This is a genomic window from Janthinobacterium sp. BCJ23 (genome assembly GCF_059617945.1).
The window spans coordinates 165,138-188,280 of the sequence record NZ_JCAQAW010000006.1 but is presented as its reverse complement, the minus strand read 5'-3'; the positions used below and the strand labels follow the sequence as shown (position 1 = coordinate 188,280).

Genomic DNA, 23,143 nt, shown 5'->3' with positions numbered 1-23,143 from the left:
CGGTATACCTGTCGTCATCGTTCAACACAGAGAAAGAGCATCATGCCGATTACCGATTACGCCAGCCTGCTGAGCAGCGCCCGCAACCAGGAGCAGCCGCAACGCCTGCTGTTCACCTTTACCCAGGCGCAGGCCCAGCCTGGCGGCCAGGGCAAGTCCCTCACGCCCGTGATGTGCGCCGACAAGCTGCCCGAGGAACTGGACAGCTTCGAGACATTGAAGGAGGAGTCGAAACAGATGCAGACGCACTGGGATGTGGTCTTCGTGGCGGGACTGGCGGGCACGGACGGCCAGCCGCCCGCCGCGCAGGAATGCGAGGCGCCCCTGCGCGCCATGGTGACGGCCATCGAGCAAGGCCGCATCGACAGCCTGCTGGCGTTTGACCGCAGCGGGGATTTGTTACGTTTTAGTTGACGGAACTTGTCGGATTACGCCCTGCGGGCTAATCCGACCTACCTGACGAGGCAACTGTGGAGCGACGTAGGTCGGATTAGCGTAGCGTAATCCGACACCTTGTTGGCCGCACGTTTCGGATTATCTGCCCGCATCCGGCCAAGGGCGCTCATGCAAATGGCGCGCCCTTTCTATCGGACAGACCAGCGGCAAAAACTGCTGCTGGCGCGCCGAATACGCCATCAGCGCCCCGCTGTCGATGTCGAAATACCATCCATGCAATTTCAATACGCCCTGCTCCACCCTGCGCTTGAGCCACGGGTAGGTGAGCAGGTTGTCCAGCGACTGCAATATGCTGGCCAGCTCGCACGCGTGGTGCTGTTCCGCCGACGAACGGTGCGCCAGTTCGCGCCGTACTCTTTGCGCCACCGGTTCGGCGATGCGCATCCACTGGCCAACGAAGTCCGTTTCCTGCCCTTCCGCGCGCGGCTGCGGTTCCAGCAGCGCGCGGATGCCGCCGCAGCGCGCATGACCAAGCACGATAACCCTGGCCACTTCGAGCTTGCAGACGGCGAACTCGATGGCCGAACTGACGCCGGGCGGCGCGTCCGGCGTACACGGTGGCACGAGGTTGGCGATATTGCGCACGACGAACATGTCGCCGGGGTCGCTGCCCGTCAGCAGCATGGGGTCGACCCTCGAATCGCAGCAGCCGATCAGCAGAGTCGAGGGCCGCTGCCCGTCGCGCAGGCTGTCGTACAGGGTTTGCGGCTCGCTGAAGTACTGCTGCTGAAACAGGCTGAAGCCGTTGACGAATTTTTCCAGTTCTTCCATGACTACCTCTTACTGTGTTCAACGCCAGGCGAGCAGGACTCGCCCGGCGTTCTGACGCTAACTAGCAAGGCATCGGCGCATTCTTGCGCGCATAGCACCACCAGGTGATCGCGATGCAGCTGACATAAAAGCCGATGAAGCACCACAGGGCCGCGTCGGGGCTGCCCGTCAGCGCGATCGAGGTGCCATAGCTTTTCGGGATGAAGAAGGCGCCGTAGGCGGCCACGGCCGAGGTGAAGCCCAGGACGGCCGCGCCTTCCTTGTTGGCGTCGACGATGGCTTGCTCCTGCGCCGCCTTGCCCTTGCCGGCCGCCGCGCGCTGGTGTTCCGTCAGGAAGATCACGGGGATCATGCGAAAGGTCGACGCGTTGCCGATGCCCGTGCCGGCGAACAGCAGCATGAACATCCAGAAGAAGCCATTGAAACTGCCACCCACGCCCGCTTGCGGCATGAAGTACAGCACGCCCAGCACGGCGCCGATCATCAGCAGGAAGGACCACAGGGTGACTCTGGCGCCGCCCAGTTTGTCGGAAATCACGCCGCCGGCCACGCGCGCCAGCGCACCGACGAGGGGGCCGAGGAAGGCGTAATCGAGCGGGTTCACGTCGGGGAACTGGATCTTGATCAGCAGCGGAAACGCGGCCGAATAACCGATAAAGGAGCCAAAGGTGCCCGTGTACAGCCAGCACATGAGCCAGTTGTGCTTGCGCTTGAAGATCACGGCCTGTTCGGAAAACGACGCTTTCGCCGACGCCAGGTCATTCATGCCGAACCAGGCCAGCAAGGTCGACAGCGCGATGAACGGCACCCAGATGAAGCCCGCGTTTTGCAGCCACATGTCCTTGCTCACGCCATTCTTGACCCAGGTGAGCGAATCGCCGCCCCAGGCGCCGAAGACGGCAAACGTGATCACCAGCGGCACGACGAACTGCACCACCGACACGCCCAAGTTGCCCAGGCCCGCATTCATGCCCAGCGCGAAGCCCTTGCTCGCCTTAGGATAGAAAAAGCTGATGTTGGCCATCGAGGAGGCGAAATTGCCGCCGCCGAAGCCGCACAGCAGGGCCAGGATCAGCATGGTCGGATAACCGGTGTTCACATCCTGCACGGCCAGGCCGATGCCGATGGCGGGAATCAGCAAGGAACCCGTGGAAATGGCCGTCCAGCGGCGCCCGCCGAAGATCGGCACCATGAACGAATAGAAGATGCGCAAGGTGGCGCCGGACAAACCCGGCAAGGCCGTCAGCCAGAACAGCTGGTTGTTACTGTAGGTGAAGCCGATGTTGGGCAGGTTGACCACCACCACGCTCCACACCATCCACACGGCGAATGCCAGCAGCAGCGCGGGGATCGAGATCCACAGATTGCGCGCGGCCGTGGCCTTGCCCGTGTTTTGCCAGAAGCTCGGGGTTTCCGGCTCCCAGGTATTGATCATATATCTGCTCATGCTTTTGCTCCTGCAGGTTGATTGGTAGGTGCCGCGCGCAGCGGCTTGAACGAGAAATACATCCAGACGAGGGAGACGCAGACAGTGCCGTAGAGGAGCATGAAGGAGCTCGAACGCACGCCCGTGAAGTCCACCAGGGCGCCGAACATCACGGGCAGGATGAAGCCACCCAAGCCGCCGGCCAGGCCGACCACGCCCGAGACGGCGCCGATGTTGTCGGAAAAATCATCGCCGATGAACTTGAAGACGGACGCCTTGCCCACGGCCATGGCGATACCGACGATGAACAGCAGCACGGTGAACCACAGCGGCGACAGGCCGATATGGAAGGCCAGCGGACCGGTGACGGTTTCCACGACCATCTGTGTTTGCGGATACGACAGCAGGAAGAAGCACACCCAGCACACCCACATCACGGCCCAGGTGACTTTCGCCGCGCCGTATTTGTCGGAGATCCAGCCGCCCACGGCGCGCAGCACGCCGCCCGGCAGCGAGAAGCAGGCGGCCAGCAGCGCCGCGTGTTTCAGGTCGAAACCGTATTCGGCCACGTAGTACTTCGTCATCCACAGCGCCAGCGCCACGTAGCCGCCGAACACCACCGAGTAGTACTGGCAGTAGCGCCACACGCGCGGGTCCTTCAGCACCTTCATCTGTGCGCTGAAGCTTTCGCCCGATGGCGCCAGGTGCGATTTGTCCGTGTATGAGAACAGCCAGAAGATGATGGCCGTGGCCAGCATGGCTACCGCATACACCTTGGGCAGCATCTGCCAGCCGAAGGCGGCGACGATGCCGGGCGCGACGAACTTGGTCAGCGCGGAACCGGAGTTGCCGGCGCCGAAGATGCCCATCGCCAGGCCGCGGCGCTCCTTTTCATACCAGCGTGCCACGTAGGGCGTGCCGACGGAAAACGAGCCGCCCGCCAGGCCCACGAACATGCCCAGCACGAGGAAGTGCCAATAGGCGGTGGCGTAGGAGATCAGGTAGATCGGCACCACGCTGGCCAGCATCAGCCAGAAGAAGACGCGGCGTCCGCCGTATTTGTCCGTCCAGATGCCCAGGGGCACGCGCACGAGGGAGCCCGTCAGCACGGGCATGGCGGCCAGCAGGCCGAATTGTGTTTCAGTCAATCCCAGGCTGGTCTTGATGGGGATGCCCAGCACGGCAAACATCATCCAGACTGCAAAGCAGATGGTAAAGGCGAAGGTGCTGCTGATCAGCACGGACGCCTGCTTGCGCCGCATGCCGGGTTCGACTGCCTTGTTACTACTGTTGTTCTTAGTGCCATCTAGGGTAGCCACGATGTTTCTCCATGAATGCACTGGCCGTCTGGCCAGCCGTCCCGACCAGCTTACGTGGCAGAGTCGAAAGGCACTATCGGCCACAGGGTGATTCTGGAAAGGCAATCTGGATAGCCGCATCGGCAAAAGTGACTAGATGTCGGGGTATGAACCTAGCCTGGATGGCGGGTGTTTTACAAACGGACGCATTTTTGGCACACTCGGCGCCTGGAGAAAAAGAACGCCATGCAGAACAGAGACGAAACAGACGGGATCATCACGCGCGCGGCGCTGCCGGCCGATGTGGACGCCATGCTGGCCTGCGATGCCTATGCGCAGGCGCACGCCAGCCGGGGCGATGCCGTGCGCGCCGCCGTCGGCCAGGGGCACTGCCAGGTGGCCATCCAGGCGGGCCAGGTGGCAGGCTATGTCCTCACGCGCGACGATTTCTTCGATTACGGTTTTGTCTCGCTGGTGGTGGTCTCGCCCGCCTACCAGCGGCGCGGTGTGGGCGTGGGCCTGCTGGCCGCCGCCGAAGCCGCGTGCACGACGGCGAAGCTATTCACCTCGACGAACCAGTCCAATTTGGCCGCGCAACGGCTGTTCGCCAGCGCGGGTTTCGTGCGCAGCGGACAGATCGACCATCTCGACGAGGGAGACCCGGAGCTCGTGTACATGAAATGGTGCCGCTGATTGCGCGTCCCTCCGACGGCGTATGGCGCGGCGCGCCAAAGGCGGCTATGCTGGCGCTACTTTGAATAACGACCGCATGGACATATGGACTATCTGAGCCTCAAGCATTTCCACATGGCTTGCGCCGCCGCCAGCGGCCTGCTTTTCCTCTTGCGCGGCGCATGGATGCTGCGCGCCTCGCCCGCCTTGCAGCAGCGCTGGGTAAAAATCCTGCCGCACCTGGTCGACACGGCCTTGCTGGCCAGCGCAATCACCCTGGCCGTGTGGAGCGGCCAGTCGCCGGGCAGCCAGCCCTGGCTGGCCGCCAAACTGTGCGCGCTGGTGGCCTACATCGTGCTGGGCACCATCGCCCTGAAACGGGGCAAGACGCCAGCCGTGCGCGGCGCAGCCTTCGCGGGCGCCGTGCTGGTATTTGCCTACATCGTCGCCGTGGCCGTCACCAAGCAGGCCTGGCCGCTCTGAGCGATTGCGGCGCGCGCCAGTTCTGCCGGGCGCGCGCAAGTGGAAGGCAATGATAGTATTTGCAACTTCATCGACAAGCGGGCTACCGTGGCCCCGCATCCACTCCTGAAAGGCAAACATGCTGCTATCCGAACTGCTGACCAAGCTGACCTGCGGCGACCTGGAAGGCGACGAACTCGACGACGCCGTCGCCGCCATCACCGAAGCCCCCTCCGCGCCGCGCGAGGAATGGGTCGACAGCGATGCGCAAGCCTACGCGCTGGAAATGCTCTCGCAGCTGGCCGGCTACATGGCGTCGAGCGACAAGATCGATGAACTGCACGAACAGATACAGGACATGTTCGACGAATTTCCCGACTTCCCGTACGCACTGCTCAAGGAAAGCGGCGGCAGCGTGCTGCCCTATTTCGAGTGGCTGGATACGGAACTGGCGCAGCGCGCCGTGGAAGAAGGCGGCTATGACCTGATCCAGATCGACGGCAACGGCTCAGACGAAATGGATGCGCTGATCGTGTACCGGCGCGACACGGACGACATCATCCAGGCCGCGGCATTGATGGGCGTGACGATAGGCCGGCCACTCACCTACTACCGCGGCATCGACGCGATGGTGGGCAAGCAACCGGGCTAAGGATCAACGCCTATTGCATCGGCAAGGCGCTCACATCGACGGCCGGCGCCTGGCCCGTCGCGGGCCGCGTAAAGTTCTGGCTGGTTTTCACGTAGTCGGCGAAGAAGCCGCCGTTATGCAGGTAGAACTTGCCGTTTTCCAGCCCGCCCGCATAATCCATGCGCTGCGCATTCGTGGCCGTGGCGTCGCCGGTGAACCTTCCCGCCGTCACTTCCGACCACGTGCCCGATGCATTCCGAGCCCACTGGTTGCCGAACTGGACGCGGCGCTCCGTGTAGCCCAGGGTATCGATAAAGTTCTCGAGGAAGGAATGCACGCCCGTCAGATACGTGGAGATCGCCGGCCGCTTCCAGGTGGCGATGTAGCGCCACTTGCCCGTCTCGGGCGCGAAGAACCAGGCCGAATAATCGCTGCCGCCATTGCCGTCGGGCCGCGCACGCGTGATGAAGCGGTACGTCGTGCCAGCCGCCCAGTTATACGACAGATAGGTCTGGCCGCCCGTGCCCTCGCCGCCAAACGCATTGTCGACCACGCCGGCGCCCTTGCTGACCAGGGTGGTCTTGGCGCCATTGTCGGCGTCCCACACGGAGAACAATATCCAGCGCTCGCTCGGCGATTTCACCTGGATGCCCATGTAGCCCTGGCCAAAGCCGTTGGCCATGAAATAGGAGCCGATGGCGTCCTGGCCCTGGGGAATCGTCATCTCGTTATAGAAATACTCGGTATTGGCCGGCACCGTATAACCCATGTGCACGGACGGGCCGCGCCGCGACCAGTAGTAGTTGGCGGGGTCATTCGCATAGGTGAGCGCCGTATTCGACGTCACCTTCAGCGCCGCGACATCGCCGAACGTGCCCTTCACGCGCTTGAGGCCCTGCATGTCGACCTTTACATAGCCGGCCGCCGGCACATTGACCGTGCCGACGGCATAGGTCTTGCGCTCCTTGCCGGCCAGCTTGACGTCGAACGGCGTGCCATTGATCTTCACGCGGATGGTGCTGTTGCCGCCATCGGCCAGGCTGGCGTCGAGCGCCACCTGCACGGAGCCCGCCCCGGCCACGCGGAAATACGTGCTGGCGACGGCATCGGGATTGCTCCAGCCGGCCAGGCCGCGTTCGTTGATGACGGCGCCTGCGTCCCCGCTGGTGATGAAGGCGTTACCGGCCAGTTCCACGGTCGCCGTCGTGGCGGGCGCCGCCACGCTGGCCGCCAGCAAGGCCGTATTGCCGTTGCCCGTGGCGGTGGCGCCGCCGCAGGCCGCCAGCAGCAAGGGCATGGCGGGAAGGATGGCATAGAGTAATGAACTTCTGTGTTTCATCAACGTCTCCTGGTGGTACAGCTTTGCGGCGGGCGAACACGGGCCTGCGCACCTGCGCCGCGGTTGAAAAACTGGGTGGATAGAAAAAACCCGCTACGGCAGCTGGTGCGGTAGCGGGTTCTGTCGGCTTAGTACTTGCCGTCGAGGGCGAAGATCGGCTTGCGCGATTTCCACTGCCCGCCCGTAAAGTCCGGGAAGTCCAGGGTCTGGAAGTTGGCGGCGATCGATTGCTCGGACAGCGGCGTGATGGCGCTCCACGTCACGGCATCGTAGATATCGATCGGCATCGGCGCGTTGGCTTTCAGCGCTTCGACAAAGGCGTGGATGACGAAGAAGTCCATGCCGCCGTGGCCCGCGCCTTCGGCTTGCGCCGCGTACTTGCGCCACACCGGATGCTCATACTTGTCCTGGTAAGCCTTGAAGTCGTCCCACTGGTGCGGCTTGCTGACGCCTTCGATATGTATCGAATTGTTCAAATCCATCCACAGGCCGTCCGTGCCTTGCACGCGGAAGCCCAGCGAGTATGGACGCGGCAAGCTCGTATCGTGCTGCAGGATGATGGTTTCGCCGTTCTCGCACGCCAGGGTCGTGGTGACCACGTCGCCCAGCTTGAATTTGACCTTGGCGTTCGCATGCTGGGCGCCGCCTGGCTGCTTGACGATGTAATCGTGCAAGCCGCGCGCCTTGGTGGCGAAGGCGTTGATGCGCGTAAAACGGTTGCCGCGGTTGATGTTCGTGTACATGGCACACGGGCCGATGCCGTGGCTCGGATACAGCTCGCCATTGCGCTCGACCGAATGCTGCGTGCGCCAATGGGCTTCCGACCAGCCCTTCTCGCCGAATTCCACGCCGCCGCCATATGGCTTGGCCGGATTGCCGCTGTTGAATTTCACGGCGCGCAAATCGTGCTGGTAGCCGCCCTGCAGGTGCAGCAGTTCGCCGAACAGGCCCGCGCGCACCATTTGCAGCGCGGCCATCACATCGCGGCGGTAGCACACGTTTTCCAGCAACATGTACGGCGTGCCCGTTTTCAGCTGGGTGTTCAGGACATCCCAGTGGTCTTGCAGGGTAATGCCGGCCACCACTTCGCAGCCGACGGCGATCTTCGCCTGCATGGCGGCGATCGCCATCGGCGCATGGAATTCCCACGGCGTGGCGATGATCACGCCATCGAGGCCGCCCGCGTCGAGCATGCGCTTGTAGGCTTTCTGGTCGCGGTCTTCGCCATACGTGCGCGGACGCGGCTTGCCGGCCTTGGCCACCTGGCCCAGCGCATGTTTCAGCATGATCGGTTCGATATCGCACAGGGCCACCACTTCCACGTCGTCGCGGCGCACCAGTTCAGCCAGCAGCACCTGGCCCCGCATGCCCGTGCCGATCAGGCCCAGGCGGACCTTGTCGCGGCCGGCGGCGGGTGCGGCGTTGGCCTCGCCAGGCAGCAGTGCGCTGCCGGCCATGGCGCCACCGGCCAGCGCGGCGCTGGCGGACAGGAAATTGCGTCGATTGATTTGTGTCGTCATTGGTCTCTTCTCGCTTCCATTGGTAATGATCGTCGCCGGCCCGCCGCACGGCAGGCCGGCTGCAGTTTAATAGGTGTATTCCGCCGTGAAGCGCACGGAACGCGGCGCCGTGCGGCCGGCCACCTGCAGATAGTTGCGGGCGATGGCGCCATGGTCTTCGCGCGTCTCGTTGTAGCGGGTCACGGTCTGGCTGTTGAACACATTGAACACGTCCACTTTCAGACTCAGGCCCTTGACGGCGCTGGGAGTATAGGCCAGATTCATGTCCAGCTGGGCTTGCCAAGGCAGGCGGCCCTGGCTGCCGCGCGGCGCCGCTTTGCCATCGCAATAGAAGTAGGAATCGCCGTAGTCGTTCTCGAACTTCAGGTTGTCGGGCAGCGCGCCGATGCAGTTGCGCGGCGCGCCCGACGTCAGCGACAGGTTGGCGCCGACCGTCACGTCCGGGATGACCTGCATGAAGCCGTAGGCCTTGAAGGCGTGGCGGTGGTCGCCCGGCAGATAGCCATACGCGTTGTACATCAATTCCTTGTGGTCGTCGCTGACCGTCAGGCCCACGTCGCCCCCGCCGATGCTGTCCGTCTGGCCTTCCATATTGCCCTTCAGGCCGGACAAGGTGTAGGTCAGCTTGCCGTACCAGCCATTCGTGTACGGGTGCTCGATGAACATGTTCAAAGCGCGGTAGGTGCGTGCCGGTTTCGGATTGCCCCACTCCGCCGCCGAAATATCCACGCGGCGCAAGCCCTTGCCATCGTCGAAGTCGACCATCAGGCTGTTGTCGCGGCCCGGGTTGATGATGGCGCACTGGAAGCCGCCCCAATTGCTCGTGTCGACGCTGTTGCGCGTGGCCCAGGCTTGCAGCGGACGCGCGTCGCAGGTGTCGTCGTTGGTGTCGTTCAGCTTGCGGTACAGGACGCTGGCGCCCACCACCAGCTTCTTGCTCAGGGCACGTTCGAAGCCCAGCGAGAATTCATCCTGCGACAGCGGCTTCAGGCCGACGGCCGTCACCTCGCGCGCATCGCGGCTCTGGCCATACGCATTGTTTGCCGAATACGGCTTGCTGATCGCGTGCAGGCCCGTCGGCGCGCCCGTGACGGGATCGATGCCCGTGTACGTGTACATCTCGCTGGTGGCCAGGAAGGGGCTGGCCATGTTGCTCGACAAATTCGATGGCACGGGCAGGTGGTAGCGGCCGCCGTTGGCGAAGAATTTCAGCGTGCCGTCGCCCAGGTAATCCCAGGTGGCACCCACGCGCGGGGCGATCATGTTGCGCTGCGAAATGAAGGCCACGCCATCGGTGCTGTAGTTGGTGAACTGTTCGCGACGCAGGCCCAGGTCCAGCAGCACCCGTTCCGTGACCTGGTAATGGTCCTGGATGTATTGCGCCGATTGCACGCTGGTCGGACGCGCCAGGTTGGCGTTCAAGTCCTTGCTGACGTAATAGCCCTGCGCACCGTAGCCGCCGCCCTGGGCCGGCGTCTCAAAGGCACCGTTGATGGCCCGGTTCGGATCGGTCGCGCGCTGATAGCTCCAGCGGTGGCCGCCGGCCAGGCTCAGGCCCACTTTCGATTCCACGTCGATGCGGTCGATGCCGCCGCGCAGCGAGTGCTTGCCCAGCTTGTATTCGAGATCGAGGCGCTTGGCTTTCTGGCGGTCTTCCGACGACGGGTCGACCAAGGTGCCCGTCACCGTTTGCGGATTGGCGTACGTCAGGCCAGGCACCTGCGTCGAGGTATTCGACGACGTTTGCGCCAGCAGCGGGTTGTAGCCGTTCGGCGTGCGGGTGTGCGAGGTGCGCGACTCGCCCATCATGGCCGTCACGGTCAGGTTGTCCGTCAGGTAGCCCGTATACTTGAAGATGTCGATGTTGGCGCCCGGCGCGGCCGACGAACCGCAGCAGTTGACCGTCGTCTCGCCCTTGCCTGCCTGGACGCCATTGCTCGCATGCGTGGCGTAGCTGTAGCCATACGCCTGGCTGTCTGTTTTCGTGCGGTCATACAGCTTGGTGTATTCGAAGTGATGGTCGTCCGTCAGATTGTAATCGAGCTTGGCCATCATGCGGTCCACCTTGCTCTGGCTCGTGCTCCAGCCGCGCGCCAGGGCCGTGCCCGAGTCGGCGGCGGCGGCAACGGACTGGCTGTCCGTGCGCGTCTGTTCCAGCGCCACGAAGGCAAACAGCTTGTTCTTGATCAGCGGGCCGCTGCCGTACAGGCCCACCACCTTGCTGGTGCTGCCATTGTCGCGGTTCCAGTACAGCAGATTGCCATCCGTCTTGGGATTGGCGCCCGTGTTCGGGTAATAGGTGTTTTCCGGCTCGCCTTTGAGCGAACGGGGGATGATGGAGACCTTGCCGCCGAATTCGACCTTGTTGCCGCCGCTCTTGGTGGTGATGTTGATCACGCCGCCCGTGGAGCGGCCGAATTCCGAACCGTAGCCGCCCGACAGTACCTGCAGGTTGGAGATCGCGCCAAATGGCAGCTCCGACGCGCCCACCTGCGTCAGGATGTTCGTGATGGGGAAACCGTTGACGTAGAACGCGTTTTCCGACTGGCCCGAGCCGCCGATCGATGGCGCATTGCCATACACGCTGTTGGTGCCGCGCGAGACGCCCGGCGTCAGCTGCACGATGGACGCCACATCATTGCCGACCGGCAACGCCTTCAATTCCTTGGCCGTGAAGATCACGCCATTGTTCGTGTTCGACACGTCGATCGGATTGCGCGACGCCTTCACCACGACGGTCTGCTCCTGGCCCACGGTGCCTGCCGCGCTGGCCGGGCCGAAGTTGGCCTCCGCGCCCGCGCCGATCAGGGCTTCGACTTCCTGCGATGCTTCCACCGAACCGGCACGCAGCACGCGCACCGCATAGCGGCCTGGCGGCATGGAGTTGGCCACGTAGCGGCCCGACGTATCGGGCGTCAAGGTGCGCTGCACGCCCGTCGCCAGGTTTTCCAGCACCACGGTGGCGCCGGCCGGCGCGCTCACTTCGCCGAAAATGGTGCTGGTGGCGTTCGACTGTGCCCAGGCCTGGCCTGGCACGCCGGCCGCCAGGGCGATCACGATCGCGGCGGCGCGGCTGATGTCGCGCAATTTGAGTCCGGTGGTATGCATGGTGTGTCTCCGTCTATATCGAGGGTTATGCGCGCCCTCCCCGCTCCAGGGCGAAGCCGGGGGGATGCAATTTTTATGGTGGTCGTCGGAAGGTAGCTCCAGGCAGTTGCACCTTCCGGGAAATCAGTCCGTATCGGCTGATTTTCGTTTTCTTGGGATTACTTTAAAAAGAAAAATAAGTATCGTCAACAAAAAGAAAGTTATAACGGCAATTTATCGAGAAATTCGGCGAATAAAGGCATTTTATCTTTCGATTCAATCTGCGATGCGTCCTATAACTTTCGTTATCGTGGTATGACAGATACACGCGACTGCAGCGAGGTAAGCAGAAATCGTGAATCGGCGCAAAAAAGCGGGGAGAAAAACACGAAAGCAGCCATGGCACTCTGCTTTCACTTACGTTTATCTTTCGTATTGTGCATTTCGGAATATTGTCTTTTCTTTTCCATGCCAATACCCCGGCCCGCATAGACGGGCCGGGGCAGCGTCACGCTTTAAAAGAACTTGTAGCTGGCCGACAGGGCGAACTGTCGGCCGAACAGGTCCTGGCTATGGTTGTAGCCTTCCCAGCCGTTCGGGTCGTAGTACGGCTTCTTGTTGAACGCGTTTTTCACGTTCAGGCCCACGTCCAGGTTCTTCACCGGCTTCCAGCTGAAGGCCAGGTTGACCGTCGTGTATGACGGCGCGCCCTTGCACTGGCCGGCCGGCAGCGCTACCGAGGCGGCGGTGCAGTTTTCCGGCGTGTTGTCCTTGTCCCAGGGACCGTAGGCCCAGCGCGTCTTGCCCGAGTAGTTGATGAAGACGCTGCTGACGAAGTTGCGGTAGCTCCAGTCGGCGTTGACCGTGGCGCGGTAGCGCGGCGAATCGTAGTAGCCGACGGTATTGCCCTTGATGTCGCTGCCGTCTTCGCTGTCGTGGGTATCGCGCTTGCGGATGGTGGCCGCGATGCCGGTACTCAGCTTGCCCCAGTCACCGAGCCCAAAGCGCGTGCGCGCATCGATGTCCACGCCATCCATCAGGGTGCGGCCGCGGTTCGAATACGAGTTGATCAAGCCGCCCAGGTTGCCCACCGAGTAGCCGGGCACGCCGCCCGCGCACACGCCCGCGTTGGCGGGATTGGCGCACATGGCCGCCACCGCCGCCACGTTGCCCCGGTCCGTATCCGTCAGGTCGTTGCGGATGGCGCTGGACGTGCCGGCCAGGGTCGGGCCGTACTTGTCCACCAGTTCCGTAAACAGCTCATTGAAGTCCTGGCGCACGATTTCGTCGCGGCGGTTGATGAACCAGTAATCGATGGAAATGCTCACGTCCTTGGCCGGCTGCAGCACCAGGCCCACCGTGGAAATCTTCGCCTTTTCCGGGCGCAGGTTCTGGTTCGGCGGCGTCAGGCCGCCCACCGTCGTCGAGCAGTTCGAATTGAGCAAACTCTTGCCCAGGTCTGCATCCGTCGCCACCTTGGACTTCATCAGTGCACGCGCCATGGCATTCGTTTCATCGCAGCGCACCGTGTCGCGGATGCCACCCACCTGCGCAAAGACGCCGCCCGTGCCCGATTCGGCCAGGTTGGGCGCGCGGAAGCCTTCCGAATACGTCCCGCGCAGCATCAGGTCGGGCCGCGCGCGCCAGATCACGCCCAGCTTGGGCGCCAGGTTGGCCGAGAAATGCGGATATTTGTCCAGCCGCGCGGCCGCGTTGACTTCCAGGGTGTCGCTGAGCGGTACCACCACTTCGCCAAACACGGCCGCGATGGTGCGCCGGCCATCGAACCAGGAACCGCCCTGCTGCGTGATCAGGCCATTGGCCGCATCCGCGTTGCCGGGCGTGAGGAAACTCTCGCGCATCACGTTGGTGCCCACGGCGGCGCGCACTTCGCGCTCGCCCAGCTTGAACAGGGTGCCTTCCACCTTCGCATCCCACGTCATCAGCTTGGTCCACGATTCGATGGCGAAGGTCGGATAGGCGCTGCGCACCAGCGCCGCATTCGCCTCGCTGATTTCGCCGAACTTGTAGGCGGGATTGTCGGAGATATACGTGCGGCCGCTGACGGGGTCTTTCGTGAACGGCCCGAATGCCTGCTCGAAGCCCTTGATGTTGATGTTCGCCGTCTGGAATAGGGTCGAATGGCTGCCCGCCACGCTGAGCGCCGTCTCGAAATCCCAGCCGCCGCCGATGCTGCCGCGCAGGCCGACGAGCGCGCGGTAGTTTTCATCGACGTTCTTCTGACCGAAGTGGCCTTGTGCATCCTGCAGCAGGTAATTCAAGCCGGCCGCGCCGCCCATCTTGGCCACCATGTCGGCATCGAGCTTGCCTTTCAGGTAGGCGTTGTTGGGGCTCAGGAAAGGCGTGGCAAACGTGTTCAGGGTATTGCCCGTGTTGCGCGCGAACCAGTTGTTCGTGCTGCCGCTATTGAAGCTGGACGGGCCATTCTCGCCGCGCATCTTGATGTGGGTGAAAGCGCCTTCCGCGAACGCTTCCATGTCGCCACCGAGTTTCAGCCGGCCGCTCACGTAGGCCGTGGCGCGCTCCGAGGTGGGGCCCGTGTCGAGCTGGTTGGGCAGCGCATTCCACACACAGCGCGTGCCCGACGCTTCGGTGATGCTGTTGTTGCAGCCATTGACGGCGCGCTGGGTGCGCGCATTGTTCTTCGCCTTGTCGAAGACAAAGAAGGTCCCGGGATTCATCACGCCCGGTTCGCTGCCCACGCCCACGCGCATGTTCGGGATGAAATTGGGATTGTTCACATAAAAATACGAGGGGCGCTTGCGCCAGGTATCGGCCAGCGCGATGCGGTCGCGCTGGTAGACGTTCACGGAACCGTAGATGTTGTAGCCATCGCTGGCCAGGTCGCCCAGGCCATACAGCACGCTGGCCTGGCGCTCGCCATACGATTTCACGCTCGGTGAAAACTCGCCATTGGCGCGCGCTTCCAGGCCCTGGTACGACTTCTTGGTGATCACGTTGATCACGCCGGCCACGGCGTCGGAGCCATACACGGCCGACGCGCCGTCAGTGAGGATTTCCATGCGCTCGATGGCGGCGGCGGGAATGGCGTCGATATTGACGAACATGGTCTGGAAGCCGGCCGGCGCGCCATAGAACGACAGGCGGCGGCCATTGAGCAGCACCAGGGTGCCCTGCGCGCCCATGCCGCGCAAGTTCGCTTGCGAACCGCCATCGGAACCCGTAAACATCGAGCGGAAATCCTGCTGCGCCGGACGGGCCGCGGGCAGGTTGTCGAGCACTTGCAGCAAGGTGAGCGCGCCCATGTTCTCGATCTGCTTGGCGTTGATCACCTGCACGGGCGACGCCGTTTCCGCGTTGATGCGCTTCAGGCTGGAGCCCGTCACTTCGACACGCTGCAGTTTCTCCTCCTCCGCCGCCAGCGCCGTCGACGCCAGCCCCACCGCCACCATCGCGGCCATCAGTTTTTTCAAGTGCATACTCAACTCCCTTTTTATAAGTGATTTGTTTTCGTCAGGTTGCAAGAGCCCCTCCCCGGTCCGCAGAGGGGCTCTTTTTAGTGAAATGATTGAAGTAGTTAGCGCGGCTTGACTGTCGCGCCTTCCGTGCCGGTGAGTACGGCATTGGCCCAGTTGCCGCAGACCTGGGCCGGGTGGGCGCCGCGCGCGCCCAGGGTGCGCAAACTGAGCTGGCTCAGGCCGCGCACGTCGATTTCGGGTTTGACCACCCCGGGAGCCGTGACCAGGCCGCTGTCATACAGCAGCCGCTCACCGCTCCATACCTGGAATTGCAAGCCGCCCGCGCTGCGGCAGCTATCGTCCACGCCCAGGTCGGCGCGCAGCAGATTCCAGTTGCCCGCCAGCTGCAAGTCGATGCGGCTGGCGGGTCCCACGCCGAGGCCCTTGCGGAACCACAGCCCGTTCATGCGCATCTCGGCCGCCTTGCCGGCCGGCCGGTCTTTCGCGATAGTCTTCGGCAGCGCCAGGTCCGACAGGTAGCGCTGCACTTCCTCGCCTTCGGCCACTCTGTGCTCGAGCACGCGGAATGCGGACAAGGTGACAGGCGCCACGTCGGTCGCCAGCGCCGCGTCGAACGCGCGCGCCACCGGCGCACTTTGCGCCGCCGTCACCATCGGGTCCAGGGACGCCGCGCCATCGCCTTCCGGATTTTGCGTGCTCATGACGCGGAAGCGCAGCAAGCGCCCGGCCGTGGCGGGGAAATTGATCGTCTGCGTGCCTTCCTGCAGCTTCAAGGTGCCCCGCTGCAGTGGCGCGCCCCACTCGCCGTTGTTGTCGCCGATGTAGATTTCGTAATCGCGCACCTGGCCATGCTTCCAGTGCTGGTCGTTGCGCGGCGCCAGTTCGATGCCGTCCACCAGGCGCCGTTCCGTAAAGCCGATCACCCATTCATGCGGGCCGCTTTTCACGGACGGGCTGCGCACGGTGCGGAACCACGTCTCCGGCTTGCCATCGAAGGCGTTTTCCAGCGGATAGCCGCTTTCCTCGGCAGGACGCGCCACCACCTGCATGGCGTCGGCCGGCAAGGCGCGGCCCGGCACGGGAGCGGCCGGGAAGGCCGCATCGACTCTGGCCACGGCCAGCGCGCCGGCGACCTGCAGCATCAAGGGCTGGCGAATATCCTGCGCCGCCACTTTCACGTGCAAGGTGCCTTGCCTGTCCGCCGCATCAAAATACCAGCCCTCTGCCGCCTTGTCATAGGCAGCATGGCCGGCGGCTGCCGCGATCAGGCGTTCGCCGGCGCGCACGGCGGCCGGTGCCTGGCCCGCCAGCATGCGCAGCGCATAAGCGCGGCGCGCTTCCTGGCCCTGGTACCGGCCATCGACGGCGCCGATGTCGACCTGCACGTCGGCGCCCGTCTGGCGCATACGGATGACTTGCTGGCTGAAGGCGCCGCCCTGGTACTGGCGCGTGTTGCCGTCGTCTTCATACAGGGTGTAGTCGGAATCGCCGTGCGGGTAGATATCGAGGGTCAGCTGGTCCTTCGGCTTCTGGCCGTCGTACAGCATTTCCGGATACATGGGCAGGATGGCGCCGGCGCGCACGAACACGGGCAGTTTATCGAGCGCCACCTGCAGATCGAGGTCGCGTCCCTTGGCGTCGGCCGTGGCCTGGCGGCCATCCCAGTAGTCGTACCACGTGCCTTGCGGCAGGTGGATGCCCTTGCGCCAGCCGCCGCTGACGGCCTGGCTGCGGTAGACGGGCGCCACCAGCACGTCGCGGCCCAGCAGGAACTGGTATTTATACGCTTCCGTGTAGGCGGCCGGGTCTTGCGGATAATCCCACATCAGACCGCGCACCAGCGGCGCGCCCGATTGTTCCGCTTCGCGCACCAGGGTATACATATACGGCGTGAGGCGCATCTTGAGCTTCAGATAGCGGCGGTTGATGTCGCGGTACGGCTCATCGAACCACCACGGGTGCTTGCGTTCGGCCGCAGCCCAGCCGGACATGCCCATCAGGACGGGCGTAAAGCTTTTCCACTGCAGGTCGCGCAGATAGGTTTCCGGGCTGCCGCCGAAGATGGCGTCCACGTCGCCCGATGCATAGGCCTGGCCGGACAGGCCCGAGCCGATCAGGGTCGGGATATGCCAGCGGATGTAGTCCCAACTGGCGCTCTGGTCGCCCGTCCACGCCACGGCGTAGCGCTGGATGCCGGCCCAGCCCATCACCGTCCACAGGAAGGGGCGGCTGTCCGAGTTGTTCAGGATGCCGTCATAGGCCGACTTGTTCGCATCCATGGCGAACTGGTAGCCCTTGCCCGTCCACGCCACGTCGAGCTTTTGCACGCGGCTGCCCGCTTGGCCCACTTCCCAGGCGATCTTGTCGACGCCGTTTTCCGTCCACAGGCCCGTGCGAAAGCCATAGCCGGCCAGGCCCTTCACCGTTTCCGGCAAGTTCGTGTAACCGCAGCCGTAGCCGTCGTTGGGCAGTATCCAGCCGCCCGGCATGTCGTGTTCGCGGTACTGGCGCGCCACCGTTTCCACCACGTCCGGCGTCTTGCCCGTGGGGCCGTCCGTCCAGTTCTTCGGCACGGAACCGGGCTTTTTCACGTTGTCGCCATCGTTGTAGCAATCGGCGTCGCCGTATTCCAGCGCCCAGCGGGGCAGCATGCGCGCGCGGCCCGTCAGGTCCGTGTAGCGGGCGACGACGTCGGGCAAGTCCTTGCCGACGAAGAAATACGCATCGAAGCGGCCTTCCGCGTGCTGCAGCGAGATCTGCTCCTTGTCGCGCAGATCGTAGTTCCCGTCGGACCAGGTATTGCGCAGCATGCCCCAGCCGCGTGAACTCATGAGAAATGGCGCGGGATTCGGCCGGTCGCCCTCTTCCCAGCCGCCCGAATACGACACGGGCACCTGCTTGCCCTTGAATTCGAAGCGGCCATTTTGCTGGCCGCCGCCAAAGTACCGCTCGCCCGGCAAGCTCGATAGCACCTGCACGCCCTGCTTGTCGTCGAGCGACAGCGGCTGCACCTCGCGCCACAAGGGCACCGCATCACCGTTGCGGAAAAGGGAAAAGCGCAGCGGTTTGCGATCGATGCGCAGGCTCAGGGCATCCGTGTTGATCAGGATATGGTCGGGCTGCTCCTTGATCTGGTACACCACCTGTGCGGCAGGCTGGCCCACGACAATGGGCGCTGCCTTGTCGCCGGGCCCCGTCAAGCCTGCCTTGCCGCCGGCCTCGATGCGCAGCACGTCCACCTGCGGCAGGCTGATACGCAGTTGCATGCCCGTGTCGCTGCGCAGGTCCCAGCCCAGCGCCTCGCCCTTGGCAACGTCGGCCGCGTGCACGGCGCTCAAGCTGGCCAGATTACCGATAGGCGCGGCATGCAGGCCCGGTGCGGCAAGGGTGGCAAGGGCGGCCAGGACGCAGGCGGCAATGGCGCGGCGGGGAAGCGGGAGAGGTTTCATCTGCTGGCTTTCAGAAAATCGAAGTGATGGAAATACTTTAAGAAGAAAAATAAATATCGTCAATCAAAAGAAAGTTAAAGCGGCAATTTATTAATAAAATGCCCAGAATTGGCGCATTTCTCTTACGTTTCACCAAAATGTCACAAAACATACTTTCGTTATCGTGGCATTTCAGCGACAGGCCGCGCCGCCACGGGCTTTTGCGCTGCACCGCAGCATGCTTCAGGGCCATTAAAACGACATTATTTCGCAAGCCGCCAAACTATTTACTTTCGTTTTACTTTCGTATTTGACTTTTCGAAATTTAGTATTTATGCTTTCTCCAACAAACACTTTACTGACCTCTCATGACTACCCTTCTTCAGCGTGACATTCAAACCTGGCGCGACATCGGCGGCCTGCACACGGCCGAGGAAATCGCCCACCAGCCAGCCATCTGGCGCGCGCTGGCCGGCATCTTGCGCAAGGAGCAAGCGACACTGGCCGCCTTCCTCGGGGACGCGCTGTCGAACCCCCAACAACGCGTCATCCTGACGGGCGCCGGCAGCTCGGCCTATGTGGGCGAAATCGTCGTCGATACCCTGAATGCGGCCTGGCCCGCGCAGATCCGCGCCATCGCCACCACGACTTTGCTGACCCACCACGAGCTGTACCTGGAAGCGGATGCGCCCACCCTGCTCGTCTCGTTTGCCCGCAGCGGCGACAGCCCGGAAAGCCTGGCGGCCGTGGAACTGCTGCGCCAGGTCGTGCCCGGCGCGCGCTTTTTGAACATCACCTGCAACGCCGATGGCAAGCTGGCACGCCAGGGTGCGAACGATGCCAACACCTACAACCTGCTGATGCCGGAAGGCAGCTGCGACCGCGGCTTCGCCATGACCAGCAGTTTCAGCAGCATGCTGCTGGCGGCCCTGTCGGTACTGGGCAAGGACACGGATCTGTCTCGCCTGGACACCCTGGCACAGCTGGGCGAGCAAGCCTTGCGCGACTGGTCTGCCCCCGTGGCGGACCTGGGTTCGACACCGGTGCGGCGCGTCGTCTACCTGGGCAGCGGCCCGCTGGAGGCGCTGGCCAAGGAAGCCGCATTGAAGATCCTGGAATTGACGGGCGGGCGCGTGATGGCGATGGCAAATACGCCGCTGGGCTTCCGCCACGGCCCGAAATCGGCCGTCACCACGGAGTCGCTGGTAATCCTGCTGCGCAGCAGCAAGCCGCTGGCGCGCCAGTACGAAGACGACCTATTGAAAGAACTGCAGCGCGACAGCGTGGCGCAGACGTGCCTGACTGTCGGTATCGGCGGTGACTTATCTGCCGATGCGCCGGCCTGGCCCGACGCCTGGCTGGCCCCGCTGTGGCTGCTGATGGCCCAGCAATATGCGCTGCACCAGTCCGCACTGCTGCAACTGCGCCCCGACAATCCATTCGCCGGCGGCATCGTCAACCGTGTCGTGCAAGGCGTCACCATCTATGGCCATGACCAATTCTAATCCTACAGCCGGCTACCACGGCATCGACATCGGCGGCAGCAAGATAGAGCTGGTCGCCTTTGCGGACCGCGATGGCGCGCTGGAAGAAGTGTTCCGCGAACGGGTCGCCACGCCCGGCGACGATTTCAACGCTTTCGTGCAAGCCATCACCGGCCTGGTGGAACGCGGCGACGCGGCGCTGGGCACGACGGCGCCCGTCGGCATCGGCTTGCCCGGCGTGATCGACAGCGCCAGCGGACGCCAGCTCAGTTCCAACGTGCCGGCCCTGAACGGCCGCCTCGTGGCGCAAACCCTGCAGCAGGCCTTAAAACGCCCTGTCGCCATCGGCAACGATTGCCAGTGCTTCGCCCTGTCGGAAGCGCAGGGCGGCGCGGCCGACAATGCCGCCAGCATGTTCGGCGCCATCCTCGGCACGGGCGCCGGCGGCGGCTATTGCGTGGGCGGCCAGCTGCTGCGCGGCTTTAACGGCGTGGCAGGCGAATGGGGCCACTGGAGCCTGCCCGCCACCCTGCTGGCGCAGCACGGCCTGGCCGGTTACGACTGCCCGTGCGGCAAGGCGGGCTGCCTCGAGCGCTATGTCTCCGGCCCCGCCATGCGCAAACTCCACGCCCACTTTGGCGGCGACGGCGCCGAGCCGCTGGCCATCGTCGCCCGCGCCAACATGGGCGACGCCGTGGCCCAGCGCACGGTGGCCGTGCACCTCGACGTGCTGGGCCACGCGCTGGCCGGCCTCGTGCTGGCCTACGACCCGCACGTCATCGTGCTCGGCGGCGGCTTGTCCAAGCTGCCGCATTTGTACGACAAGCTGCCGGCCGCCGTGAAGCGCCATCTGTTCCCCGGCGTGCACGTGCCGCCGATCCTGCCGCCCCGCTTTGGCGACGCCGGCGGCGCGCGCGGCGCGGCCCTTTTGATACGACAACATACAAAGGCGTAAACATGATGAAGCAAGCGGAAAACCCGACTTTTACCCTGTCCCCGATCCAGCAAGTGATCAAGGCGCACCGCCGCGGCGAGCGCGTGGGACTGTACGCCGTCTGCTGCAGCCACCCGAGCGTGCTACGCGCCGCCATGCGCGTGGCCAGCGAGTACGACACGGTGCTGCTGGTCGAGGCGACGTCGAACCAGGTCGACCAGTTCGGCGGCTACACGGGCATGACACCGGCCGTTTTCCGCGACACCATACTGGCACTGGCCCGCGAACAGGGTTTCCCCGCCAGCCGCCTCGTGCTGGGCGGCGACCATTTGGGCCCGAACGCCTGGCAGCACCTCGATGCGGCCACCGCGATGAACCACGCCGAAACCCTGATCGCCGCATATGCGTCGGCCGGCTTCCATAAGATCCACCTCGATTGCAGCATGCGCTGTGCCGACGACCCCTTGCAGCTCGACGACGAAACCGTGGCCGCCCGTTCGGCGCGCCTGTGCATCGTCGCCGAGGAAGCGGCGGCGGCCGCCGGCTTCGCGCCGCCCGTCTACGTGATCGGCACGGAAGTACCGGTTCCCGGCGGCGAAGCGTCGCTGGCGCAGGCCGGCGCCGTCACCAGCCCGCAGGCCGCGCGCCGTACGCTCGACGTGCACCGTCGCGCCTTCCTCGACAAGGAATTGCATGGCGCCTGGCGCCGTGTCATCGCCATGGTGGTGCAGCCGGGTGTCGATTTCGACCAGAGCAGCATCCAGCACTACGATGCCGATGCCGCCGCCGAACTGTCTGCCTTTGTCGCCGAGCAGCCGGGCCTCGTGTTCGAAGCCCATTCCACCGACTACCAGCGCGAAACGGCGCTGCACGCCATGGTGCGCGACCATTTCGCCATCCTGAAAGTGGGCCCGGCCGCCACCTTCGCGCTGCGCGAGGCGCTGTTCGCCCTGTGCCAGATCGAGGAGGAACTGCTGCCGGCGCACGCCACCTCGCAGCTGATGCAGGTGCTCGACGACGTGATGGTGGCCAAGCCGAAGAACTGGATCAAGCATTACCTGGGCACGCCGGACGAGCAGCGCCTGATGCGCCGCTACGGCTTGAGCGACCGTTGCCGCTATTACTGGGGCGAGCCGGAAGTGGCGGCCGCCGTCGGCAAGCTGCTGGCCAACCTGGATACGGTGGCCATTCCGCTGCCGCTCCTGAGCCAGCATTTGCCGGAACAGTATCTGGCCGTGGTGCAGGGCAGTTTGCCGGCACAGGCGCCGGCCCTGATCGAGCACAAGATCGGCAGCTTGCTGGCGCAATATGCGCGCGCCTGCAACCACAATGCGGCAGTCCCCGTCATTGCCGAAGCGGCAATCTGTTAAGCTCGGTATTTTCACTTTTTACCGAGCCCGCCACCATGCGAAATACCAGCCAACGCCGTGAATCCATCCTCCAAATGCTTGCCCAGCAGGGCTCGGTGCAAGTGACCGACTTGGTGGAAAAGCTCGGCGTGTCCGCGGTCACCATCCGCAGCGACTTGAATGCGCTGGAAGCGCAAGGCATGGCCACGCGCAGCCACGGCGGCGCGACCCTGACGCGCACGCCCCCGCTTGAACACACGATACGCCAGAAGGACGCCATCAACCACGAGCAGAAGGAGCGCATCGGCGCCTATGCGGCGCGGCTGGTGGAACCGGGTGACAACATCATCATCGACTCGGGCACCACCACCATCTCGCTGGCGCGCCATCTGCGCGATGCGACGGGCGTGACGGTGGCGACGAATGGCCTGAACATCGCGTGGGAACTGGCCGACGCGCCCGGCGTGGACCTGATCCTGACGGGCGGCCTGCTGCGCAAGCAGTCGCTGTCGATCCAGGGCAGCCAGGCGGAAACCTGTCTGCAGGCCTACAGCTTCGACAAGCTGTTTCTGGGCGTCGACGGTTTCGACCTGCAGTTTGGCGTGACCACCCACCACGAAGCGGAAGCAAGCCTGAACCACAAGATGGTGGAACGGGCCAAGCAAATCATCGTCCTCACGGACGCCTCGAAGTTCGGCCGCGTCAGCCTGCACCGCATCGTGCAGCTGGACCGGGTCGATACCGTCATCACCGATGCCAGCATCAGCCAGGAGTACCGCGAAGGGCTGCAAAAGCTGGGCATCGAACTTTTTATAGCGGAATAGC

General features: G+C 63.9%; 16 protein-coding genes. 8 read left to right on the top strand and 8 right to left on the bottom strand.

Features of this window, described 5'->3' with window-relative positions; translation table 11 throughout:
• Positions 1 to 42: 42 nt before the first annotated feature.
• Positions 43 to 414, top strand: a complete 372-nt coding sequence (locus tag AC54AG_RS19605) for a ribonucleotide reductase subunit alpha (RefSeq protein ID WP_139091860.1) — start codon at positions 43 to 45, stop codon at positions 412 to 414.
• Positions 415 to 534: 120 nt separating this feature from the next.
• Here AC54AG_RS19605 and AC54AG_RS19600 read toward each other — a convergent pair whose 3' ends face one another.
• The 3 genes from AC54AG_RS19600 to AC54AG_RS19590 form a co-directional block, all read right to left on the bottom strand.
• The gene (locus AC54AG_RS19600; RefSeq protein ID WP_034751250.1) at positions 535 to 1,227 is read right to left on the bottom strand and encodes a carbonic anhydrase; all 693 of its coding nucleotides are present in this window, start codon (positions 1,225 to 1,227) and stop codon (positions 535 to 537) included.
• Between the two features lie 61 nt (positions 1,228 to 1,288).
• A complete protein-coding gene (locus tag AC54AG_RS19595; RefSeq protein ID WP_219329445.1) occupies positions 1,289 to 2,674 on the bottom strand; it encodes a NarK family nitrate/nitrite MFS transporter in 1,386 nt (461 codons plus the stop codon).
• Positions 2,671 to 3,915, bottom strand: coding sequence for an MFS transporter (locus AC54AG_RS19590; protein WP_072453804.1), 1,245 nt, complete (start codon positions 3,913 to 3,915; stop codon positions 2,671 to 2,673). Before AC54AG_RS19590 ends, AC54AG_RS19595 begins: the two co-directional genes overlap by 4 nt.
• A 282-nt stretch (positions 3,916 to 4,197) precedes the next feature.
• On the opposite strand from AC54AG_RS19590, the gene AC54AG_RS19585 reads away from it, so the two are divergent.
• From AC54AG_RS19585 to AC54AG_RS19575, 3 genes are all read left to right on the top strand, one after another.
• Entirely contained in the window at positions 4,198 to 4,644 is a 447-nt protein-coding gene (locus tag AC54AG_RS19585) for a GNAT family N-acetyltransferase (RefSeq protein ID WP_496631365.1), read from the top strand.
• A gap of 84 nt (positions 4,645 to 4,728) precedes the next feature.
• Positions 4,729 to 5,106: a SirB2 family protein gene (locus AC54AG_RS19580; protein WP_496631364.1), complete on the top strand. Its 378-nt coding sequence runs from the start codon at positions 4,729 to 4,731 to the stop codon at positions 5,104 to 5,106.
• A gap of 118 nt (positions 5,107 to 5,224) precedes the next feature.
• Positions 5,225 to 5,737, top strand: a complete 513-nt coding sequence (locus AC54AG_RS19575) for a hypothetical protein (RefSeq protein ID WP_496631363.1) — start codon at positions 5,225 to 5,227, stop codon at positions 5,735 to 5,737.
• A 10-nt stretch (positions 5,738 to 5,747) separates the two neighbouring features.
• Here the strand turns inward: AC54AG_RS19575 and AC54AG_RS19570 are convergent, their stop codons facing one another.
• From AC54AG_RS19570 to AC54AG_RS19550, 5 genes are all read right to left on the bottom strand, one after another.
• Entirely contained in the window at positions 5,748 to 7,055 is a 1,308-nt protein-coding gene (locus tag AC54AG_RS19570; RefSeq protein ID WP_496631362.1) for a DUF3472 domain-containing protein, read from the bottom strand.
• A gap of 128 nt (positions 7,056 to 7,183) precedes the next feature.
• A complete protein-coding gene (locus tag AC54AG_RS19565; RefSeq protein WP_230516491.1) occupies positions 7,184 to 8,575 on the bottom strand; it encodes a Gfo/Idh/MocA family protein in 1,392 nt (463 codons plus the stop codon).
• Positions 8,576 to 8,641: 66 nt separating this feature from the next.
• The gene (locus tag AC54AG_RS19560; RefSeq protein ID WP_496631361.1) at positions 8,642 to 11,683 is read right to left on the bottom strand and encodes a TonB-dependent receptor; all 3,042 of its coding nucleotides are present in this window, start codon (positions 11,681 to 11,683) and stop codon (positions 8,642 to 8,644) included.
• A 494-nt stretch (positions 11,684 to 12,177) separates the two neighbouring features.
• Positions 12,178 to 15,123, bottom strand: coding sequence for a TonB-dependent receptor plug domain-containing protein (locus AC54AG_RS19555; protein ID WP_496631360.1), 2,946 nt, complete (start codon positions 15,121 to 15,123; stop codon positions 12,178 to 12,180).
• Between the two features lie 98 nt (positions 15,124 to 15,221).
• Complete coding sequence (locus tag AC54AG_RS19550) at positions 15,222 to 18,572, bottom strand: TIM-barrel domain-containing protein (protein ID WP_496631359.1); 3,351 nt, start codon at positions 18,570 to 18,572, stop codon at positions 15,222 to 15,224.
• Between the two features lie 347 nt (positions 18,573 to 18,919).
• Here AC54AG_RS19550 and AC54AG_RS19545 point away from each other — a divergent pair, with 347 nt between their 5' ends.
• From AC54AG_RS19545 to AC54AG_RS19530, 4 genes are read left to right on the top strand one after another with little or no spacing between them, the layout of a single operon-like run.
• A complete protein-coding gene (locus AC54AG_RS19545) occupies positions 18,920 to 20,056 on the top strand; it encodes an AgaS family sugar isomerase (protein WP_496631358.1) in 1,137 nt (378 codons plus the stop codon).
• Positions 20,043 to 20,990 (top strand): ROK family protein, encoded by a 948-nt coding sequence (locus AC54AG_RS19540; RefSeq protein WP_496631357.1) that lies wholly within the window; start codon positions 20,043 to 20,045, stop codon positions 20,988 to 20,990. Before AC54AG_RS19545 ends, AC54AG_RS19540 begins: the two co-directional genes overlap by 14 nt.
• 5 nt (positions 20,991 to 20,995) lie before the next feature.
• Positions 20,996 to 22,339, top strand: coding sequence for a D-tagatose-bisphosphate aldolase, class II, non-catalytic subunit (locus tag AC54AG_RS19535; RefSeq protein ID WP_496631435.1), 1,344 nt, complete (start codon positions 20,996 to 20,998; stop codon positions 22,337 to 22,339).
• Between the two features lie 35 nt (positions 22,340 to 22,374).
• Positions 22,375 to 23,142 carry a DeoR family transcriptional regulator gene (locus AC54AG_RS19530; RefSeq protein ID WP_496631356.1) on the top strand — a complete coding sequence of 256 codons (768 nt, stop codon included), beginning with the start codon at positions 22,375 to 22,377 and terminating at the stop codon, positions 23,140 to 23,142.
• Position 23,143: the final 1 nt, after the last annotated feature.

What these genes read in the sequence shown, in the direction of transcription:
- AC54AG_RS19555 (WP_496631360.1), bottom strand. Translation starts at nt 15,123, where the DNA reads ATGCACTTGAAAAAACTGATGGCCGCGATGGTGGCGGTGGGGCTGGCG.
- AC54AG_RS19600 (WP_034751250.1), bottom strand. Translation starts at nt 1,227, where the DNA reads ATGGAAGAACTGGAAAAATTCGTCAACGGCTTCAGCCTGTTTCAGCAG.
- AC54AG_RS19590 (WP_072453804.1), bottom strand. Translation starts at nt 3,915, where the DNA reads ATGCGGCGCAAGCAGGCGTCCGTGCTGATCAGCAGCACCTTCGCCTTT.
- AC54AG_RS19560 (WP_496631361.1), bottom strand. Translation starts at nt 11,683, where the DNA reads ATGCATACCACCGGACTCAAATTGCGCGACATCAGCCGCGCCGCCGCG.
- AC54AG_RS19580 (WP_496631364.1), top strand. Translation starts at nt 4,729, where the DNA reads ATGGACTATCTGAGCCTCAAGCATTTCCACATGGCTTGCGCCGCCGCC.
- AC54AG_RS19550 (WP_496631359.1), bottom strand. Translation starts at nt 18,572, where the DNA reads ATGAAACCTCTCCCGCTTCCCCGCCGCGCCATTGCCGCCTGCGTCCTG.
- AC54AG_RS19530 (WP_496631356.1), top strand. Translation starts at nt 22,375, where the DNA reads ATGCGAAATACCAGCCAACGCCGTGAATCCATCCTCCAAATGCTTGCC.
- AC54AG_RS19565 (WP_230516491.1), bottom strand. Translation starts at nt 8,575, where the DNA reads ATGACGACACAAATCAATCGACGCAATTTCCTGTCCGCCAGCGCCGCG.
- AC54AG_RS19605 (WP_139091860.1), top strand. Translation starts at nt 43, where the DNA reads ATGCCGATTACCGATTACGCCAGCCTGCTGAGCAGCGCCCGCAACCAG.
- AC54AG_RS19545 (WP_496631358.1), top strand. Translation starts at nt 18,920, where the DNA reads ATGACTACCCTTCTTCAGCGTGACATTCAAACCTGGCGCGACATCGGC.
- AC54AG_RS19575 (WP_496631363.1), top strand. Translation starts at nt 5,225, where the DNA reads ATGCTGCTATCCGAACTGCTGACCAAGCTGACCTGCGGCGACCTGGAA.
- AC54AG_RS19585 (WP_496631365.1), top strand. Translation starts at nt 4,198, where the DNA reads ATGCAGAACAGAGACGAAACAGACGGGATCATCACGCGCGCGGCGCTG.
- AC54AG_RS19535 (WP_496631435.1), top strand. Translation starts at nt 20,996, where the DNA reads ATGAAGCAAGCGGAAAACCCGACTTTTACCCTGTCCCCGATCCAGCAA.
- AC54AG_RS19595 (WP_219329445.1), bottom strand. Translation starts at nt 2,674, where the DNA reads ATGAGCAGATATATGATCAATACCTGGGAGCCGGAAACCCCGAGCTTC.
- AC54AG_RS19570 (WP_496631362.1), bottom strand. Translation starts at nt 7,055, where the DNA reads ATGAAACACAGAAGTTCATTACTCTATGCCATCCTTCCCGCCATGCCC.
- AC54AG_RS19540 (WP_496631357.1), top strand. Translation starts at nt 20,043, where the DNA reads ATGACCAATTCTAATCCTACAGCCGGCTACCACGGCATCGACATCGGC.